Raw genomic sequence first — 18,107 nt, forward strand, 5'->3', positions numbered from 1 at the left:
CCGGCCGGCGGCCCTACCTCGCCGGCTGGTCGTCCCGCCGTCCCCGCTCGGGTGAGACGCCGGAGGCGACCAGCCGGCGGGGGTCCACCGCGGCGACGCGGCCGGCTGCAGCGGGTTGTCGTGGGGAGCGTTTTCTGGAGCCGTGGGTGACAGCCGATCGGGGTTCGGCTGCAGCTCATTGTCGTGTGCCGGCTCGCGACAGCCATGGGCAGCAGCCGGGGCGGCGGGGGAGCGCACATCGAGCCTTCGCGCGTGGGCCGGCACGGGCGCGGCCGGGTGCGTGGCGGGGCCGGGAGCGGCGCGGTGGAGGGTGCGGGCACGCCGGGGCCGGCGGCGGGTCGCGCCGGGGGAACGTGGCCGCAGGTGTGGTGCGCCACGGGACTGCCGTCGATGCGGGTGGGGACGGGCGTCATCCCCGTACAAATCAAAGATCTTATTCCGGGGGATCGTGGTGGATGCGGGCTCGCGCCACGCCGAGCTGCTCCAGGGCGGCGCTCGTCGCGGCCACCATCAGCGGCGGGCCGGCCAGGCAGACCTCGTGGCGGGACCACTCGCCGTAGGCCGCCACCACGTCCGTGACCAGGCCGTACGCATAGGGGCCCGGGTTGCCCTCGGAGACCACCGGGACGACGGTGACCTTGGGGCAGGCGTGGGCGATCGCGGACACGTCGTCGATGTCGTAGAGCTCGGAGATGTCCCGGACGCCCCAGAAGAGCGTGACCGGGCGCGGGTCGGCGGTCGCGGCCAGCTGGGTGATCATCGCCTTCATCGGGGCCACGCCCGTGTCGCCGGCGATCATGAGGACGCCGCGGCCCGGCTCGGCGGGGATCGCCATGTCGCCCTCGGCCTTGGTCATCCGGATGCGGTCGCCGACCCGGGTGCGGTGCACGAGCGTGTGGCTCACCCCCGCCGCCGACTTGGCGCGGACGTGCAGTTCCAGCGTCTCGTCCCGGTGCGGGGCGCCGGCCAGCGAATACGGGCGCCACGCACCCGGCTGGTCCGGCACTTCGACACGGGCGTACTGGCCGGGGCGGTACGGCATGGGCATGAACGGCCGGACCCGGAGCACCGCGAGGTCGGGGCGGCGGAGCTCGTGCGCGATCACCTCGGCGGTCCAGACCGTCGGCTGGTACGCGGCCAGCGTCCCGCCGTGCACGATCCACTCGTAGGTGTGCTGCCACGCCCAGCGCCACGCCAGGTCGAAGTCCTGCCTCCACTGGCCCGGCGCCATCCCGGTCCGCAGCGACTCGGCGACGGCCGCGCCGACCAGCTGCATCTGCTGCCACTGGACGCCGCACTCGGCGAGCGCCGCGCCCAGCTCGCCGCAGCCGGCCACCACGGTGGGCGGGTTGTCCAGGTTGTGCACGAGCCAGGTCAGCGCCCGGGCCAGCTGGGCCCGCTGCGTCGTGGCGGTGCCGGCCACCGTGGCCAGCAGGTCGGGCTGTGCCTGGAGCAGGGCGCCCCAGAGCCGCTCGGCCACCTCCTCGACGCCGCCGGCGAACGTGAGACTCGTGCTCAGCAGCCGCTGCGTGTCGCGCAGGGCCACGTCGTCGGCCGGGTCCATGCCGTCGGCGCCGGGCGCGTTGCGGATCGGGGCCGGGTCGTGGTGCGACCGCGGGTAGGCGCCGTACGCCGACGGGTCGTTCGGGAACTCGGTGCCGGGCGTGCCGATCGGCCGGATCCCCTCCAGTCCGGGGACCGGCGGCGCCGGGGTGGCCGGGCCGGCCGGGTTGATGCCGGTGATCGGGTTGATCCGGCCGGCCGCGCCCATCGGGGTGGTGGTCCGGCCCGCCGCGGCGCCCCACACACCCTTCGAGGCGGCCGGGCGGCGGGCGCCCGTACCGGCCCCGGCGCCCAGCCCGGACCGGCCGAGGGTCGCTCCGGGGTCGCCGCGCCAGAGGAGCTCGGAGTTGGCCTTTTTCGGCGGTGGCGTCGCCGCGGGCTGGGCGGCCGGCTTCGGAGGGGGCGGCGCCGGCGGGATGAGGCCGGGGTGGAGCGGCGGCTCGTCGGGGAAGCTGGCTTCGGGGGACACGTCACCTCCGTACGCGGAAGACCTCGACCGGCCAGCACCCGATATCTCGGATTTATCCGGGATGTCGGCTGAGGGCGCGGTTTTGGAGCGCTCCTTCGCGGCGATGTCGGACAGCGCCGCAGCCGTGTCCGCCGCACCGGCAGCAGCCGCATCCGGCGCGTTCTGGCGCAACCGGATGGCCCGCAGCAACGCGAGCAGATGCGGGTCGGAGCCCTGTCCCGAACCAGCCGACACTGACGAACCCTCCGCGAAAAGTTAGCTACATCCTCCCTCACCATATGCCCGATGTGCGGCGAAAATCCGGCCCGCGCGGGCCCCCACCGGCCGGGATTCGCGGTGGAGCACAATGCCTGGGTGCCAGCGTTCAGCATCACCAGCCCCGACGACCCCCGCATCGCCGACTACCGCGCCCTCACCGACGTGGAGCTCCGCACCAAGTGGGAACCGCCGAACGGGCTGTTCATCGCCGAGGGCGAACTGGTCATCCAGCGGGCGCTGAAGGCCGGCTACCGGATGCGCTCGGCCATGGTCGACGAGAAGCGCGCCGACCAGCTGACCGGCCTGCCGTCCGACGCGCCGCTCTACACCGCTCCGCCGCCGGTCCTCGAGTCGATCACCGGCTTCCACGTGCACCGCGGCATCCTCGCGTCGTTCCACCGCCGCCCGCTCACCCCGCTCGCCTCGCTGCTCGCCGGCGCCCGCCGGATCGCCGTGCTCGAGGGCCTGAACACCCACACGAACCTGGGCGCGCTCTTCCGCAGCGCCGCCGCCCTCGGCATCGACGCCGTGGTCCTCTCGCCGAACTGCGCCGACCCGCTCTACCGCCGTGCCGTCCGGGTCAGCATGGGCGAGGTGTTCGCCATCCCGTACGCGAAGTCCGACGACTGGCCGCAGACCCTTTCGGCGATCCGCGAGGCCGGCTTCACCCTGCTGGCGATGACCCCGGCCGACGACGCCGTACCCCTCCAGTCCCTGACCCCCGCCCAGCGCTCCCGTCCCGCCCTCCTCCTCGGCGCCGAGGGCCCCGGCCTCACCCGCCAGGCGTTGCAGGCCAGCGACATCCGCGTATCGATCCCCATGCACAACGGCGTCGACTCACTGAACGTCGCCACGGCGGCGGCGATCGCTTTCTGGGAGCTTTCCCTTCATGGGTACGGGGACAGCGGCCGTCCCCAACAGCACTGACGACCGTCCCGCACGCATCGACACCTGACGGCCCCTTCCGCCGGCTCACGCCGCCGCCGGCCCCGGCGTCCCGTCACCCTCCGGTTCGTCCCCTGCCCCTGCCTCCCAGCCCGCCGCACGATCCCCACGACCCGGCCCGGCCCGGCTGCACAACAGGGCGACAAATCGGGCGCCGAAGCGGCTCTCGCGTGCAGCCACGCGGCGTGGCTGTACGAGAGGGCGACAAATCGGGCGGTGAGGCGGCTCTCGCGTGCGGCCACGCGGCGTGGCTGTACGGGAGGGTGGCAAATCGGGCGGCGGGGCGGCTCTCGCGTGCGGCCACGCGGCGTGGCTGTACGAGAGGGTGGCAAATCGGGCGGCGAGGCGGCGATGGGCTGCAGCCGAGCCCGTCCGGCTGTCGTCCATTGCTCCGGGAAGCGTTCTCTACGACAACCGGCTGCAGCGGGGCTATTCGTCGGCGGGGAGCGGTACCGCGTAGCCGGGGATCGAGGGCCAGCGGACGGTGAGGACCACTGACTCGTCGGCGGCGTACCAGGAGTGGTCCACGCCCCGCTGCCAGACCACGTAGTCGCCCTGCTTGTCGAGCACCACGGTCCGCTCCGGGAACTCCATGTGGAAACAGCCGCTGATCAGCACGAGCAGCGCGGTACGGTCCTCGCCGCGCACCCACCGGGCCCGGCGGTCGCCCTTCGGGTGCCGGCCCCACTTGATCTCGACGTCCGTGCTGTGCCGGGGGTCGCCCTCCGGCTTGAAGTGGCCCAGCAGCCAGCCGCGGTCGGCCAGCGCGTCCGGGTCGGCGTTCCCGACGTAGATCCCATCTGTCACGGTCGCCGACGCTACCGCGTGCCCGCGATTCCGGCAGGGGAGGGCGGCCGGGACCGCGTTGAGCGGCCGACGCTACCGCGTGCCCGCGATTCCGGCAGGGGAGAGGGCGGCCAGGACCGCGTTCAGCAGGGCGGGGACTTCCGGGGCCGCGCCGGTCGGGTAGGCGCACTCCTGTCTCGTGTAGGCGAACACGAGGCCGCGCTCCGGATCGGCCAGGGCGTGGGTGCCGGAGGCTCCGCTGTGGCCGAAGGCGGACTCCGACAGGCCCGGGTAGCGCAGGTGCTGGATCTCGAAGCCGAGGCCGAAGTGGCGCCGTTCGCCGGTGACGCGGTCGAAGCCGTCCGAGGAGGCGCGGGCGAAGGTGGCGAGGGTGTGGCGGTCGATGAGGTTCAGGGCCGCCGTGTACATGGTGGCCAGTCCGCGGGCGCTCGCCACGACACCGCCGGAGACCGGGCCGGCCGCGCGGACCGACGGCGTGTTGATCCAGTCGATCATGTCGGTGGGCGGGGAGGCGTTCAGGTTGAACGCGATCTCGGTGAGGCTGCCGGCCGGGATGCGGATCCTGCGGGGCGGCGGCAGCACCGGCCGGTAGCGGGGGCCGGCCGATCCGAGCAGGACATCGGGCGCCCCGATCACTTCTTCGAAGAGCTTCTTGATCGTACGACCGGTCGCGCGCCACACGACCTCGCCGGCGAGGGCGCCGATCGTGAAGGCGTGGTAGCCGTAGGCGGTGCCCGGCTTCCAGAACGGTTCCTGGTGGAGCAGGCGGGCCGCCAGGAGACGGTCGTCGACGAGTTCGGCCGGGGTGAAGCCGCCGTGCACGCCGATCAGGCCGGAGCGGTGGGCGAGCAGATCCTCCAGGGTGAGGGCGCGGAGGGGGAACTCCGGCCAGTATTCGGCGACCCGGCGGTCCAGTTCGAGGACGCCCTCGCCGACCAGGTGCGCGACCACGAGGTAGGCGGCCGCCTTGCCCGCCGAGAAGACGCCGGTCAGCGCGTCGCCGCCGCCGGACGCCGGGGACCAGAGGTCGGCCACCCGCCGGCCGTCGTGGTGGACGACCAGCTGGGCGCCCGGGTCGGACGGCAGGCCGCCGAGGACGTCCACCAGCGCGGCGAACGGTTCGGCGGCTTCCCCTCGTACACGGAAAGGCATTTGATCTGGATCTAGAGCGCCTCGTCGAGGATCTTGCGGAAGGCGGGCGGGATGTGGTTGGGGCCGCCGGGCGTGAAGACGTTGCTGTGCGAGGCGTCGTCCCACGCGGAGGCCGGCACGGCGGCGCGGAGGGCGACCAGCACGGGCGCGTCGTCGGTCAGCATGGAGAGCGCGACCAGGCACTCCTCGGCCTCGCCGACGCACTCGAACGGCTTGTGCGCGTCCACCCCGAGCAGCTCGAGGAAGCCGGGGACCTGCGCCTCGTCGGTGAACAGGTCGTGGCCGAAGATGTGCGCGAGCCGCTCGCGGGGCATGTGCGGCGCCATTGCGAGGAAGACGAACCGGCACTTCGGACAGTCACCACACCAGCGGGCCGTCGGGTCGTGAAGTTTGAACGCCTTGTTACAGCTCGTGACGACGTCGTCGTACGCTGTGTAACCGGCGAAGAGCCGGGCGATGTGCAGCTCGGAGAGCGTGCGCAGCAGCGAGAAGTACGGGTCGGCCAGCCCGGTGTACGCCGTCACGGCGTCCCGCAGCAGCCCTTCCGCCTCGGCGCCCTTGGACCACTGGTGATTGACCTCGTGACCGTTCCAGATCAGGTTCGGGTCGGAGGCGGACCGCTCGTTCGACATCACCACCGGGCCGAGGCCGTGCCAGACCGCCGTGGCGATCGCGATCAGCGAGTTGATCGCGGTGACCGGGATGTGGCCGTTCAGCGCGCCGGCCTTGTTCAGCTCGAACAGCCTCGGGTCGAGCCTGCGGCGGGCGGCCAGGGCCGGGAGGCCGGAGGCGGCGTTGACGTTCTCGATGACCGGGTTCGGGTTGACCGAGAACGGGACGGGGTCGAGGCCCGCGGCGCGGAGGATCTCGAGCGTGACGATGGAGTCCTTGCCGCCGCCGACGGCGGAGAGCGGCCGGCCGCCCATCTCCGACATTTCGGAAATTTCCGGAATGTCGGTCGTTTCGACCGTTTGCTCGAGGACGTGCGGGAGCCGGTTGCGGTACGCGTACTCCGCCATGCCCTTCGTGTAGACCGCCGTGAAGAAGTCGCGCACCGCGGCGGGCACCGGTTTCGGCGCCACGACCCGGGCCGGCGCGCCCACCTTGTAGTAGCTCACCCCGGCCACGACGTGCAGCAGGTCGAGGACCCGGGTGAACGCCTCCGGGACTTCTTTTGCATCGCTGCCCGGCACCGTCGGCACCGGGAACGAGATCGTCTCGGTGAAGCGGAGCGGCTCCGGACCGTCGAGCAGGTAGTCGAACGCCGCCACCCCGGTCGAGGGATCGAACGAGTACGAGGGGAAGCGCATGACGTCGAACTGCACCCGGGAACTCCTGTCATTAGGCCGACGGGCAATATTAGTTCGACTCGAGAGCGATCCGGTTGGGGGAGATGACGTGCGCCTGGAGGATCTGCGCGGCCGCTCGGTGGCGGTCTGGGGCACCGGCCGCGAAGGGCGGGCCGCGGTGACCGCGATCGCGAAGCACGGGCCGGCCCGGCTGATCGCCGTGGACGACAGCGCGAACTACCTCTCCACCGCCTGGGAGGGTGAGATCGCGGAGCTCGCGCCGCTGGCCGGCGGGGAGCACGCGCAGGCCGCGCTCTACACGGCGGACGTCGTGGTGCGCTCGCCCGGCGTCCCGCTCACCCACCCGTACCTGCGGGAACTCCGCAGCCGGGGCGTCACGGTGACCGGCGGCAGCGCGCTCTGGATGGCCGCGAACGCCGCGAAGACCGTCGGGGTGACCGGCAGCAAGGGCAAGAGCACCACCTCCAGCCTGATCAGTCACCTGCTGGCGGCCGCGGGCCGGCCGAACGCCTATGGCGGCAACATCGGCATTCCGCTTCTCGACATGCCCGAATCAGATCTGTACGTGCTGGAACTGTCCAGCTACCAGTGCGCCGATCTGACCGACTCGCCCCGGGTCGCCGTGGTGACCTCGCTCTTCCCGGAACACCTGGACTCGCACGGCAGCGAGCAGAACTATTACCGCGACAAGCTGAACCTGCTGCGCCACGGCCCGGAGCTCATCGTCGTGAACGCGGAGGACGAGCGGCTGCGCGGCGAGATCCGCGGAGTCGCCGACCGGAACGGGTTCCCGCCGGTGCCGGCCGCCGCCGGCGACTCCCGGTTCCGGGTCGAGGACGGAACGGTGTTCTGCAGCGACGAGCCGCTGTTCGCCCGGTCGGCGCTGGCGCTGAAGGGCCGGCACAACGAGCGGAACCTGTGCGTGGCGCTCGCCGTGCTGGACGGGATGGGGATCGACGTCGTCGGGCTGCGGGACTCGCTCGAGGAGGCGGTCCGGTCGTTCCGGGGGCTGCCGCATCGGCTCGCGGAGATTTCGGATCCGTCCGGGGTGACGTTCGTGGACGACACGCTGTCGACCAGTCCGTACTCGGCGATCCACGCCATCGAGGCCTACGAGGATCGGCCACTCACCGTGCTGGTGGGCGGGACTGATCGCGGGTTGGATTACGCGCCGTTACGAGACTTCCTCGCGTTGCGGACACTGACAGTGATCGGGTTGCCGGACAGTGGTGGGCGGATCATTTCCGAAATTTCGGATTTGTCGGGCGTGTCGACGCGGCTGGCGGAGGATCTCGTGGACGCCGTGCGCATCGCCCGCGAGGTCACGCCGGCCGGGGGGGTCGTGCTGCTCTCGCCGGCCGCGCCGAGCTACGGCCGTTTCCGCAACTTCGAGCACCGTTCCGAGGTCTTCGCCCAGGCCGTGGCCGACACCGCCAAATAGCCGCCCTCCCCGTCCCTGTGCGGGCCCGGCTGTACCAGAGAGCGACATTTCGGGCGCGGACCGAGCCGTGCCGTACAGCCGGGCGGCGTTGGCTGTACGGCAGGGCGACAATTCGGGCGCCGGTCGTGCCGTGGTGTGCAGCCGGGCGGCGTTGGCTGTGCGGCAGGGCGACATTTCGGGCGCTGGCCGAGCCGTGGTGTGCAGCCAGGTCGCGTTGGCTGTACGGGAGGGCGACATTTCGGGCGCCGGTCGTGCCGTGGTGTGCAGCCGGGCGGCGCGTTGGCTGTACGGCTGTACGGCAGGGCGACATTTCGGGCGCTGGCCGTGCCGTGGTGTGCAGCCGGGCCGGGGGCTGCGGCTCATGGTGGGAAAACGGGCGCGTCGGGAACCGTGGGCTGCAGTCGGGCCGCGGCCTGCGCGGGTGACTCTTTGTGAGAGCGGGACCGCCGGAGGGTGACCAGCGACCCGGCCGGCGGGTCTGGTGATCTGCCTGCGTTGTCGCTGGCTGGAGGACCGTGGCCGGGGCGTGGTGGCTGTGTCCGGCGACCGCTCGGCCTCGTACGGAAAATTTTTTGATCTTGTTTCGTGCGTGACGACCAGGTTTCGGCGCGTCACGGAGATCGGCCGAAAGTGCTAGCCCGCGTCGGCCGTTGAGACATGAGGGCATCCTCCGAACAGCTGAGGACAAAACGGGCTTATTGCGGACATGTGATGGCGCACACATCGTAAGGGTTATTTGCTGATTGATGGCCGTCATCCGCCTGCTCGGAAACATCCGTTCATTGCCGCAGGTCAGGTAACGGTTTGAAAACTTCACCCAACTGCTTGACACGAAGGGGCGGTTAGTAAGAACTTTTACCGCGACAGTAAACAGTCCTTCCTGAAAGGGTGTCCGATGGCTGAGCCGGAGATGGACGGCACCGCGTGGACCGCGGTCGCCCCCTCGTCGGTTCGCGACAAGGCCGCCCAGAACGGGAGCCCAGACAAGGCCGCCCTGAACGGGAGCCCAGTGATCGCGACCCCTCGTGAGGACATGCGGGCCGACGGTGTGCTCCTGCGGGTGCGCACGCTGCTGCCGGAGTTCACCGGCGCGCTGCAGCGGGTCGCCGAGCAGGTCCTCTCCGACCCCGCCGCCGCCTCCCGCGCCACCATCGTGGAGCTGGCCGAGCGCAGCGGCACCTCGCCCGCGACGATCACCCGCTTCTGCCGGGCGGTCGGCTTCGACGGGTACGCGGACCTCCGCCTCGGCATCGCGGCGGAGACCGGCCGGGCACGCTCGGCCGGCTGGCACATCGACATCGGCCGCGAGATCCAGCCGAACGATCCGCTCGAGCGGGTCCTCGGCCAGATCATGGCGGCCGACACGCGGGCCATGCACGACACCGCCTCGCTGCTGGACCTGGCAGAGGTAGAGCGGGCAGCGGTGGCGATCGCCGCGGCGCCGCGCGTGAACATCTTCGGCGCCAGCGGAAGCGCGCTGGTCGGCGAGGAGATGCAGTTCAGTCTGCACCGCATCGGCATCCCGGTGTGGGCCTGGACCGACGTGCACAACGGTCTGGCCAGCGCCGCGTTGTCCCGGCCCGGCGACGTCGCGCTCGGCATCTCGCACAGTGGCGAGACCGGCGAGACGATCGAGCTGCTCGCGGAGGCGAACAGCCGGGGCGCCACCACCATCGCGCTCACCAGCTTCCCGCGCTCACCGCTGGCCGAGCTCGCCGACATCGTCCTGCTCACCGCCACCCAGGCGACGACCTTCCGGCCGGACGCGCTCAGCGCGCGGCACCCGCAGCTGGTCGTCCTCGACCTGCTCTACGTCGCCGTAGCGCAGCGGACCCATGAACGTTCCCACGCCGCGTTCCAGCGCACCGCTCAGGCGGTGCACGGGCACAAGGCCGCGCAAGACAGCTGAACCCTTCTCAAAAATTGAAGTCCCCTCGGGAGGAAAAGTGAAGCGCAAGATTGCGGTCGCCGCGGCTCTCGCCGCGACGCTGCTCGGCGCCACCGCCTGTGGCGGTGGCGGAAGCGACGACGAGGCCGTCACCTCGGCCACCGGCGCTGTCGACGGCAAGGGCAAGACCCTGAAGGTCTGGCTCATGGTCGACGCCGAGACCGCGTGGAAGGGTGTCGTCGAGGACGCCAGCAAGCGGTTCACCGAGGCCACCGGCGCCCAGGTGAACGTCGAGTACCAGCAGTGGGCGAACCACCTCACCAAGCTGGACGCGACGCTGGCGGGCACCGACGTGCCGGACGTGGTCGAGCTCGGCAACACCGAGTTCTCCAAGTACGTCTTCAACGGCGGCTTCGCGGAGCTGAACAAGGGTGACTTCGAGAACTCGGACACCTGGCTGACCGGCCTCTCCGGCGCGTGCGAGCTGGACGGCAAGACCTACTGCGTGCCGTACTACGCCGGCGCCCGCGTGCTGATCTACCGCACCGACCTCTTCAAGGCCGCCGGCATCGCCGAGGCCCCGGCCACCTACGCGGACTTCCTCTCGGCCGCCGACAAGCTGCAGAAGGCGAACGCGAAGGACAACAAGTTCAGCGCGTTCTACATGCCGGGCCAGTACTGGTACGCCGCGATGTCCTGGGTCAAGTCGAAGGGTGGCGAAATCGCCACCAAGGACGGCGACAAGTGGGTCGGCCAGCTCTCCTCGCCGGCCTCGCAGCAGGGCCTGCAGGAGTGGGTCGACGTCACCAAGAAGTACTCGAAGGCCGACGTCACCAAGAACGAGAACGAGCAGGCCGGCATCTTCGCCCAGGGCTCGGGCGGCATGTTCTACGGCAACGGCTGGGAGCAGGGCTCGGCCGAGGAGGTCCGCAAGGACCCGAACGACCCGACCTCGGAGCTCGTCCCGACCAAGGTGAAGGGCAAGCTGGCCGCCGCGCCGATGCCGGAGATCCCCTCCTTCCTCGGTGGCTCGAACCTGGGCGTGACCCAGAAGAGCGAGAACAAGGAGCTCGCCGCTCAGTGGATCAAGGCCTTCACCGACAGCAAGTCGATGGAGGGCCTGATCAAGGCCAACGCGCTGCCGAACTCGACCGCGCTGCTGGACAAGGCCGCCGAGAACCCGGCGATCAAGAACCCGGCGCTCGCCGCGAAGTCGAGCTGGTTCCCGCCGAACGCCGAGAAGTGGGCCGACGTGGAGAAGGCCAGCATCCTGCAGACCATGCTGACCGACATCCTGACCGGTAAGAAGACGGTCGCCGACGGCGCCAAGTGGGCCGACGAGCAGATCAACGCCACGCTCAACGAGGCCTGATTCGCTGTGCCGCCCGCCTTCTCGTGAGGCGGGCGGCACGCCCAGGAGGGAATTCCATGACCGCCGTCGACACCCCGCCGAGGACGCAGCCGGCGCCGCCGCAGGCGCGGAAGATCAACCGGGTGCGCCGCCGTAGCCAGCGTGAGGCCCGGACCGCCTGGTTCCTCTCGCTGCCCACCCTGCTGATCCTGGCCGGTCTGCTGGCCTATCCGCTCTACCGCATGATCGTCCTGTCGTTCCAGAACATGCGGCTGCGGGAGCTGATCACCGGCCTGACCCCGCCGTGGGTCGGCTTCGACCAGTACACGAAGGCGCTGACCGACAGCGTGTTCTGGGGCGTCGTTCTGCGGACCGCCGTCTTCACGGTCGTCTCGGTCACCATCTCGGTGATCCTCGGCCTCGGCATCGCGCTGCTGATGCGCCGGGTGCACAGCCGGGTCCGGCTGTTCATGATGATCGCGATGATGTTCGTCTGGGCGCTGCCGGCCCTGGTCGCCGCGCAGGCGTTCCGCTGGCTGACCGACTCCGACTTCGGCGTCCTGAACTACCTGATCGACAAGATCCCCGGAGTGGACTTCGCGAACCACAGCTGGTTCGTCAACCCCTGGGAGGGCTGGGCCGTCATCACCACGCTGGTGGTCTGGGCCGGCATCCCGTTCCTGGCGATCTCGCTGAGCGCCGGGCTCACCCAGGTGCCGAAGGAGCTGCTCGAAGCGGCCACCGTGGACGGCGCCTCGTCCTGGCAGTCGCTGCGCAACATCACGCTGCCGATCCTGAAGCCGCTGCTCACGATCGTCACGACGCTCTCGGTGATCTGGAACTTCGGTCTCTTCACCCAGAACTGGGCACTGCGCGACGGCCACCCCGAGCCGGTCTACCAGACGCTCGCGACGTTCTCGTACACCCAGGCCTTCGGCCAGTCCCGGTACAGCTACGGCTCGGCGATCTCGGTGATCACGGTGCTGCTGATGCTCGGCGTGATGGCGTTCTACATCCGCCAGATGTTCAAGATCGGAGAGGTGGACTGATGGCTCGCCACGACGAAGGCGTCATCACCGTCGGACGCAGCCGGGCCGGCACCATCGCGGCCAACACCACGGGCATCATCTTCGGCCTGCTCATGCTCTTCCCGGTCTACTGGGTGCTGAACACCGCGTTCAAGCCGGAGACCGAGGTCAAGAGCTTCACGCCGACGTTCCTGCCGATCAACCCGACGCTGGACAACTTCAAGTCGGCGCTGGGCGAGGAGCTCTTCATCCCGGCGATGATCAACGGCCTGATCATCACGGCCATGGCGGTCGCCGCGGCGCTGGTGGTCGGCTTCCTGGCGGCGCTCGCGATCGCCCGGTTCTCGTTCTACGGGCGCAAGGCGATCATCCTGGTCATCCTGGCCGTGCAGCTGGTGCCGTTCCTGGCGCTGCTCATCCCGCTCTTCCTGATGCTCCAGCGCGCCGAGCTCACCAACACCCTGCCCGGCGTCGCCCTGGTCTATCTGGTGCTGCTGCTGCCGTACACGGTGTGGACCCTGCGCGGCTTCATCTCCGGCATCCCGCGGGAGCTGGACGAGGCCGCGATGATCGACGGTTGCACCCGCGCCCAGGTGTTCTGGCGGATCATCCTGCCGCTGACAGGTCCCGGTCTGGTCGCAACCTCCGTCTACGGGTTCATCCAGGCGTGGAACGAGTTCATCATCATCAACACGCTGAACAGCCCGGAGAAGCAGAACCTGATGGCCTGGCTGCTCTACAACCAGACCGAGCGCGGTACCGCCTGGGGCCCCCTCATGGCCGGTGCGATCATCACATCGATTCCCGTGGTGATCTTCTTCTTGCTCATTCAGCGCAACATCGCCACCGGTCTGACCGCCGGCGCCGTCAAGGGTTAGAAGGGCCTTTTCATGTCCGAGATAACTGCATCCGAACTCGACCGTCGTACCCTCCTCCGCCGCGCCGCGGCGGTCGGCCTGGCCGCCACCCCCGCGGTGGGCATGCTCTCCGCCTGTGTCGGCGGCGGCGCCGACGAGGACGCGCCCGAGCAGGCCACCGGTGAGAAGTCGGCGGAGAACCCGCTCGGCATCGACCCGAAGACCGGCATCGAGGTGGTGATCTTCGACGGCGGCCTGGGCACCAAGTACGCCACCGACGTCGACATCCCGCTCTACAACGCCAAGTGGCCGGACTCCAAGGTGACGTACTCCGCCACCCAGGAGGTCTCCACGGTCGTCCAGCCCCGGATCAACGCCGGCGACCCGCCGGACATGATCAACAACTCGGGCTCGAAGCTGATGGACTTCGGCGCGGTCGTCAACGCCGGCCAGGCGCAGGACCTCACCGAGCTGTTCGCCGCGCCGTCCTGGGACGTGTCCGGCAAGACCGTGGCCGAGACGCTGGTGCCGGGCGCGATCGAGCAGGGCACCTACAACGGCAAGCCGTACGCCGTGAACTACGCGTACACCGTCTTCGGCCTCTGGTACAACAAGGCGCTGTTCACCAAGAACAACTGGACCGTGCCGGAGACCTGGGCCGACTTCACCGCCCTGCTCGACAAGATCAAGGCGGCCGGCATCACGCCGTACGGCTACGCCGGCGCGAACGCGTCGTACTACCAGGTGCGGGCCATCCTCACCAGCGCCGGCAAGATCGGTGGCGAGCAGGTCCTCAAGGACATCGACAACCTGAAGGCCGGCGCCTGGAAGAACGACGCCATCGTGAAGGCCGCCGCCGCGTGGGCCGAGGTCGGCAAGAACCACCTGGACAAGAGCTTCCTCGGCCTCAAGCACACCGAGGTCCAGCTCCGCCAGAACCAGGACAAGCTGGCGTTCTACCCGTGCGGCTCCTGGCTGGAGAACGAGCAGGCCAAGGACACCCCTCCGGGCTTCGAGTACGCGGTCGCCCCGTACCCGAGCGTGACCACCGCGGACGCGCTCCCGGCGGCCGCCCTCAACGCCGCGGCCGGTGAGATCTACTTCGTCGCGGCCAAGGGCAAGAACCCGCGCGGCGGCATGGAGTACCTGCGCGGCATGCTCTCCAAGGAGGCGGCGCTGGGCTTCACCAAGCTCACCAAGTCGCTTACCGTGGTGGCGGGCGCGGCCGACGGTGTCACCATCTCGCCCGGGCTGACCAGCGCGAACGAGGCCGTCGGCAAGGCCGGCAAGGACATCTTCATGGGCTACCTGTTCGACACCTGGTACAAGAAGCTCGACGACGAGTCCCGCGCGGCCGCGAACGACCTGATGTTCAAGGACTACGACGCGCAGAAGTTCGCGGACCGGATGGAGGCTGCCTCGCAGGCCGTCGCGTCCGACTCGTCCGTCACGAAGTTCACCCGTTCCTGAGCCTGTAGCAAAGAGGTAGGCGCGCCATGCGGCACGGCAAGTACCCCTTCATCATCGGCTTCCTTGCCGTGCCCGTGGCGCTCTACGGCATCTTCGTGGTCGCGGCCTACATCCAGACCTTCCAGCTGGCCTTCACCAGCTGGTCCGGTCTCGGCCCGATCAAGTACGTCGGCTTCGACAACTTCGAGCGGCTCTTCGGCGACGACCTGTTCTGGCGGTCCGTCTGGCACAACCTGTACCTGCTGATCCTGCTCCCGATCATCACGATCGCGATCGCGCTGTTCTTCGCGTTCCTGCTGAACGTGGGCCGCGATCACAAGCGCGGGGTGTGGGGCTCCAAGTTCTATCGGGTGATCTTCTTCTTCCCGCAGCTGATGGCGCTCGCCATCGTCGCGGTGATCTTCGGCCGGGTGTTCGCCTCGGACAAGAGCGGCATGATCAACGGACTCTTCCCGGAGTCCTGGAGCCCGTGGCTCTTCCTCGCCGACGAGCGCTGGGCGCTCACCTGCATCCTGGCCGTGGCGGTCTGGCAGGCGGTCGGCTTCTACGTGGTGCTCTTCTCGGCCGGCATGGGCTCGATCGACGCGGAGATCTACGAGGCGGCCGCGCTGGACGGCGCCACCCGGGTCACGCTGTTCTTCAAGATCACGCTGCCACTGCTCTGGAACACCCTCCAGGTCGCCTGGGTCTACCTCGGCATCGCGGCGTTCGACTGCTTCGCGCTCATCAACATCATGTCGGTGGACCGGGGCGGCCCGGACGGCGCCACCTCGGTGCTCGCCATGATGATCTACCGGAACGCCTTCGAGTACTCGCAGGCCGGTTACGCCTCGGCCCTCGGCGTGGCGCTCTTCTTCCTGACCCTGACGTTCGCCGCGCTGACCCTGCGGGTCACCCGGCGGGAGGCCCACTGATGACCGCCGTTCTCGAAAAGCCCGCCGGTTCCGAAAAGCCCGCCGCCGCGCAGAAGCGCAGGGAGTTCAGCGCCCTCAACGGCCTCGCGCACATCGCCCTGGTCGCCTGGGCGCTCGCCACGGCCGGCCCCCTCATCTGGGTCCTTCTGGCCTCGTTCAAGACCAACACCGAGATCTTCCTGGGCGAGCCCTTCGCGTTGCCGAGCTCGTTCTCCTTCGACACCTACGTGTCGGCCTGGAACCAGGCGCACATCGGCCGGTACTTCCTGAACAGCGTCTTCGTCGTGGCGATCAGCACGGCCGGGACCATGCTGTTCGGCTCGATGGCCGCCTACGTGCTGGCGCGCTACCAGTTCCGCGGCAACCGGTTCCTCTACTACCTGTTCGTCTCCGGCCTGGCGTTCCCCACGTTCATGGCGATCACCCCGCTCTTCTTCATCCTCAAGAACTTCGGGCTGATCAACACGTTCACCGGCCTGATCCTGGTCTACATCGCGTACTCGCTGCCGTTCACTGTCTTCTTCCTGGCGGCGTTCTTCAAGTCGCTGCCGCACGAGATCGACGAGGCGGCCACCGTCGACGGCGCGTCGCACACCAGGAAGTTCTTCCAGATCATGATGCCGATGGCGAAGTCCGGCCTGATCAGCATCACGATCTTCAACATCGTCGGCCAGTGGAATCAGTACCTGCTCCCGGTCGCGATCATGCAGGGCGCCGGCGCCGACTCGAAGTGGGTGCTGACCCAGGGCATCGCGAACATCAGCGTGCAGGCCGGGTACCACGCCGAGTGGTCCACGCTCTTCGCGGCGCTGACCCTGACGATCCTGCCGATGATCGTCGTCTATGCGATCTTCCAGCGGCAGATCCAGGCGGGCCTCACGGCGGGCGCCGTCAAGTAAAAGTTGTCGTACCGCGGGCGCAGAATGGCGGCGTGCTGGTAGCGGTACTCCCTGACGGTCGGCTGCAGGATCTGCGTGCCGACGGCGGGCCGGCCGGACCACCTCACCAGGTGGCCGACCTGCCCGCGACCATCGCCGCCCGGGAGGCCGCGGACCAGCCACGCTGGGTCTGGGCGTCGACCGCCGACATCTATCCGGCCCTGCTGCGTGCCGGGGTGCGGGTGGCCCGCTGCCACGATCTGGAGCTCACCGAGGCTCTTCTGCTGGGGCATGCGGGGCGCTGGGGCGAGCCACGGGGGGTCGCCGCGGCGCTCGCCCGGTCGCGCGGCCTCCCGGTGCCGCCCGATCCGCCGCGTCCCGACGCCGAGCCGCCGGGGTTCGCCCAGGCCGCGCTCTTCGAGACCGCCTCGGCCCACCCCTTTCACCTTCAAGACCTTATTGATGCGTACGGGTCCCAGCACGCTCGTCAGTCCGCGGTCGATGATCCGGGCCGTTTCCGGTTGCTGGTCGCCGCGGAGTCGGCCGGTGCGCTCATCGCCGCCGAGATGGGACACACCGGCCTCCCCTGGCGTGCCGACGTCCACGACGAGCTGCTCCGGGAGCTGCTCGGTCCACCGCAACCGGTCGGCCCGCCCCGGCGGCTCGCCGAGCTGACCGCCGAGATCAACGCGGCGTTCGGCGTGCACGGCCTGCATCCCGACTCGCCGGCCGAGGTGGTGAAGGCGTTCGCCCGGGCCGGCGTCCAGGTGCCGAACACCCGCCGCTGGGTGCTGCGCGGCGTCGACCATCCGGCCGTGGCGCCGCTGCTGGAGTTCAAGGAGCTCTACCGGATCTGGACGGCGCACGGCTGGGCCTGGTGCGACGCGTGGGTGCGGGACGGCCGGTTCCGCCCGGAGTACGTGCCCGGCGGCGTCGTCTCCGGCCGCTGGGCGACCCGCGGCGGCGGCGCGCTCCAGGTCCCCAAGGTGGTCCGCCGGGCCGTGATCGCCGATCCGGGCTGGCAGTTCGTGGTGGCCGACGCCGGTCAGCTGGAGCCCCGCGTGCTCGCGGCGGTCTCCGGTGACCAGCGGCTGGCCCGGGCCGCGGCCGCCGGCGACCTCTACGCGGCCCTCGCGGCCGACTCCTTCGCCGGCGACCGGGCCAAGGCAAAGATCGCGCTGCTCGGGGCGATGTACGGGCAGACCGGTGGGGACGCTCTTCCGGCGCTGGCGGTGTTGCGGCGGCACTATCCGGTGGCGTTCGACTACGTGGAGGCGGCCGCCCGGACGGGTGAAATGGGGGGATTGGTGAGATCTTGGCTAGGACGGACTTGTCCACCTTCGTCTGTCCGAGCCTCGGGGCTCGAGCCTCCTGATGAGGTGGCGCCGCCGCCGGGGCGTGCTCGTGGGCGATTTACCCGAAATTTCGTGATTCAGGCGACGGCGGCCGAGTGGGCGCTGGTGCTGCTGGCGTTGTTGCGGACCGCCTTGTCGGATATGTCAGCCGAATTGGTGCTCTTCGTGCACGACGAGGTGGTGGTGCACTGCCCCTCTTCTGAGGCGGATGCCGTCGTCGAGGCGGTGAACGAGTGCGCGGCCCGGGCCGGGCGGATGCTCTTCGGCGACACCGCGGTGCGTTTCCCCTTGGACGTCTCAGTGGTTGGTGCCTACGCCGACGCGAAATGAGAAAGTCGGTATCGTTGTTTCTCCGGCCGAGAGGCGCTGCAGCGGGCCACCCGTCACGCTCGTCCGGTGATCCACCCGAAACAAGGGCGCC

Annotated in this window: 14 protein-coding genes; 10 read left to right on the top strand and 4 right to left on the bottom strand. The window is 69.8% G+C overall.

Going from position 1 to position 18,107, the window contains the following annotated elements; translation table 11 throughout:
- Window positions 1–433 precede the first annotated feature (433 nt).
- On the bottom strand, window positions 434–2,266 hold the full coding sequence (locus AB0G10_RS21390) for an FAD-binding oxidoreductase (RefSeq protein ID WP_360924152.1): 1,833 nt from the start codon (window positions 2,264–2,266) through the stop codon (window positions 434–436).
- 120 nt (window positions 2,267–2,386) lie between these two features.
- Here AB0G10_RS21390 and AB0G10_RS21395 point away from each other — a divergent pair, with 120 nt between their 5' ends.
- Window positions 2,387–3,217, top strand: coding sequence for an RNA methyltransferase (locus AB0G10_RS21395; protein ID WP_360924155.1), 831 nt, complete (start codon window positions 2,387–2,389; stop codon window positions 3,215–3,217).
- A gap of 447 nt (window positions 3,218–3,664) precedes the next feature.
- On the opposite strand, the gene AB0G10_RS21400 is transcribed toward AB0G10_RS21395, so the two are convergent.
- From AB0G10_RS21400 to AB0G10_RS21410, 3 genes are all read right to left on the bottom strand, one after another.
- Window positions 3,665–4,042: a signal peptidase I gene (locus AB0G10_RS21400; RefSeq protein ID WP_360924158.1), complete on the bottom strand. Its 378-nt coding sequence runs from the start codon at window positions 4,040–4,042 to the stop codon at window positions 3,665–3,667.
- Window positions 4,043–4,114: 72 nt separating this feature from the next.
- Window positions 4,115–5,194, bottom strand: a complete 1,080-nt coding sequence (locus AB0G10_RS21405) for a serine hydrolase domain-containing protein (protein WP_360924161.1) — start codon at window positions 5,192–5,194, stop codon at window positions 4,115–4,117.
- Between the two features lie 11 nt (window positions 5,195–5,205).
- On the bottom strand, window positions 5,206–6,504 hold the full coding sequence (locus AB0G10_RS21410) for a hypothetical protein (protein ID WP_360925009.1): 1,299 nt from the start codon (window positions 6,502–6,504) through the stop codon (window positions 5,206–5,208).
- 88 nt (window positions 6,505–6,592) lie between these two features.
- Here AB0G10_RS21410 and murD point away from each other — a divergent pair, with 88 nt between their 5' ends.
- The 9 genes from murD to AB0G10_RS21455 all read left to right on the top strand — a co-directional run bounded on the left by murD (window position 6,593) and on the right by AB0G10_RS21455 (window position 18,016).
- Window positions 6,593–7,945, top strand: a complete 1,353-nt coding sequence (murD, locus tag AB0G10_RS21415; RefSeq protein ID WP_360924164.1) for a UDP-N-acetylmuramoyl-L-alanine--D-glutamate ligase — start codon at window positions 6,593–6,595, stop codon at window positions 7,943–7,945.
- 1,033 nt (window positions 7,946–8,978) lie between these two features.
- On the top strand, window positions 8,979–9,854 hold the full coding sequence (locus AB0G10_RS21420; RefSeq protein WP_360925012.1) for a MurR/RpiR family transcriptional regulator: 876 nt from the start codon (window positions 8,979–8,981) through the stop codon (window positions 9,852–9,854).
- Between the two features lie 37 nt (window positions 9,855–9,891).
- Entirely contained in the window at window positions 9,892–11,205 is a 1,314-nt protein-coding gene (locus AB0G10_RS21425; protein ID WP_360924167.1) for an extracellular solute-binding protein, read from the top strand.
- A 56-nt stretch (window positions 11,206–11,261) separates the two neighbouring features.
- Window positions 11,262–12,233: a sugar ABC transporter permease gene (locus tag AB0G10_RS21430; RefSeq protein WP_360924170.1), complete on the top strand. Its 972-nt coding sequence runs from the start codon at window positions 11,262–11,264 to the stop codon at window positions 12,231–12,233.
- Window positions 12,233–13,090, top strand: coding sequence for a carbohydrate ABC transporter permease (locus AB0G10_RS21435; protein ID WP_360924173.1), 858 nt, complete (start codon window positions 12,233–12,235; stop codon window positions 13,088–13,090). Before AB0G10_RS21430 ends, AB0G10_RS21435 begins: the two co-directional genes overlap by 1 nt.
- Before the next feature lie 12 nt (window positions 13,091–13,102).
- Window positions 13,103–14,539 (top strand): N-acetylglucosamine/diacetylchitobiose ABC transporter substrate-binding protein, encoded by a 1,437-nt coding sequence (gene ngcE, locus AB0G10_RS21440; RefSeq protein ID WP_360924176.1) that lies wholly within the window; start codon window positions 13,103–13,105, stop codon window positions 14,537–14,539.
- A gap of 26 nt (window positions 14,540–14,565) precedes the next feature.
- Window positions 14,566–15,453, top strand: a complete 888-nt coding sequence (locus tag AB0G10_RS21445; RefSeq protein WP_360924179.1) for a sugar ABC transporter permease — start codon at window positions 14,566–14,568, stop codon at window positions 15,451–15,453.
- Window positions 15,453–16,352, top strand: a complete 900-nt coding sequence (locus tag AB0G10_RS21450; RefSeq protein ID WP_360924182.1) for a carbohydrate ABC transporter permease — start codon at window positions 15,453–15,455, stop codon at window positions 16,350–16,352. Before AB0G10_RS21445 ends, AB0G10_RS21450 begins: the two co-directional genes overlap by 1 nt.
- Window positions 16,353–16,384: 32 nt before the next feature.
- The gene (locus AB0G10_RS21455; protein ID WP_360924186.1) at window positions 16,385–18,016 is read left to right on the top strand and encodes a bifunctional 3'-5' exonuclease/DNA polymerase; all 1,632 of its coding nucleotides are present in this window, start codon (window positions 16,385–16,387) and stop codon (window positions 18,014–18,016) included.
- Window positions 18,017–18,107: the final 91 nt, after the last annotated feature.

The organism is Actinoplanes sp. NPDC023714, assembly GCF_040639855.1.
Lineage (GTDB): Bacteria > Actinomycetota > Actinomycetes > Mycobacteriales > Micromonosporaceae > Actinoplanes.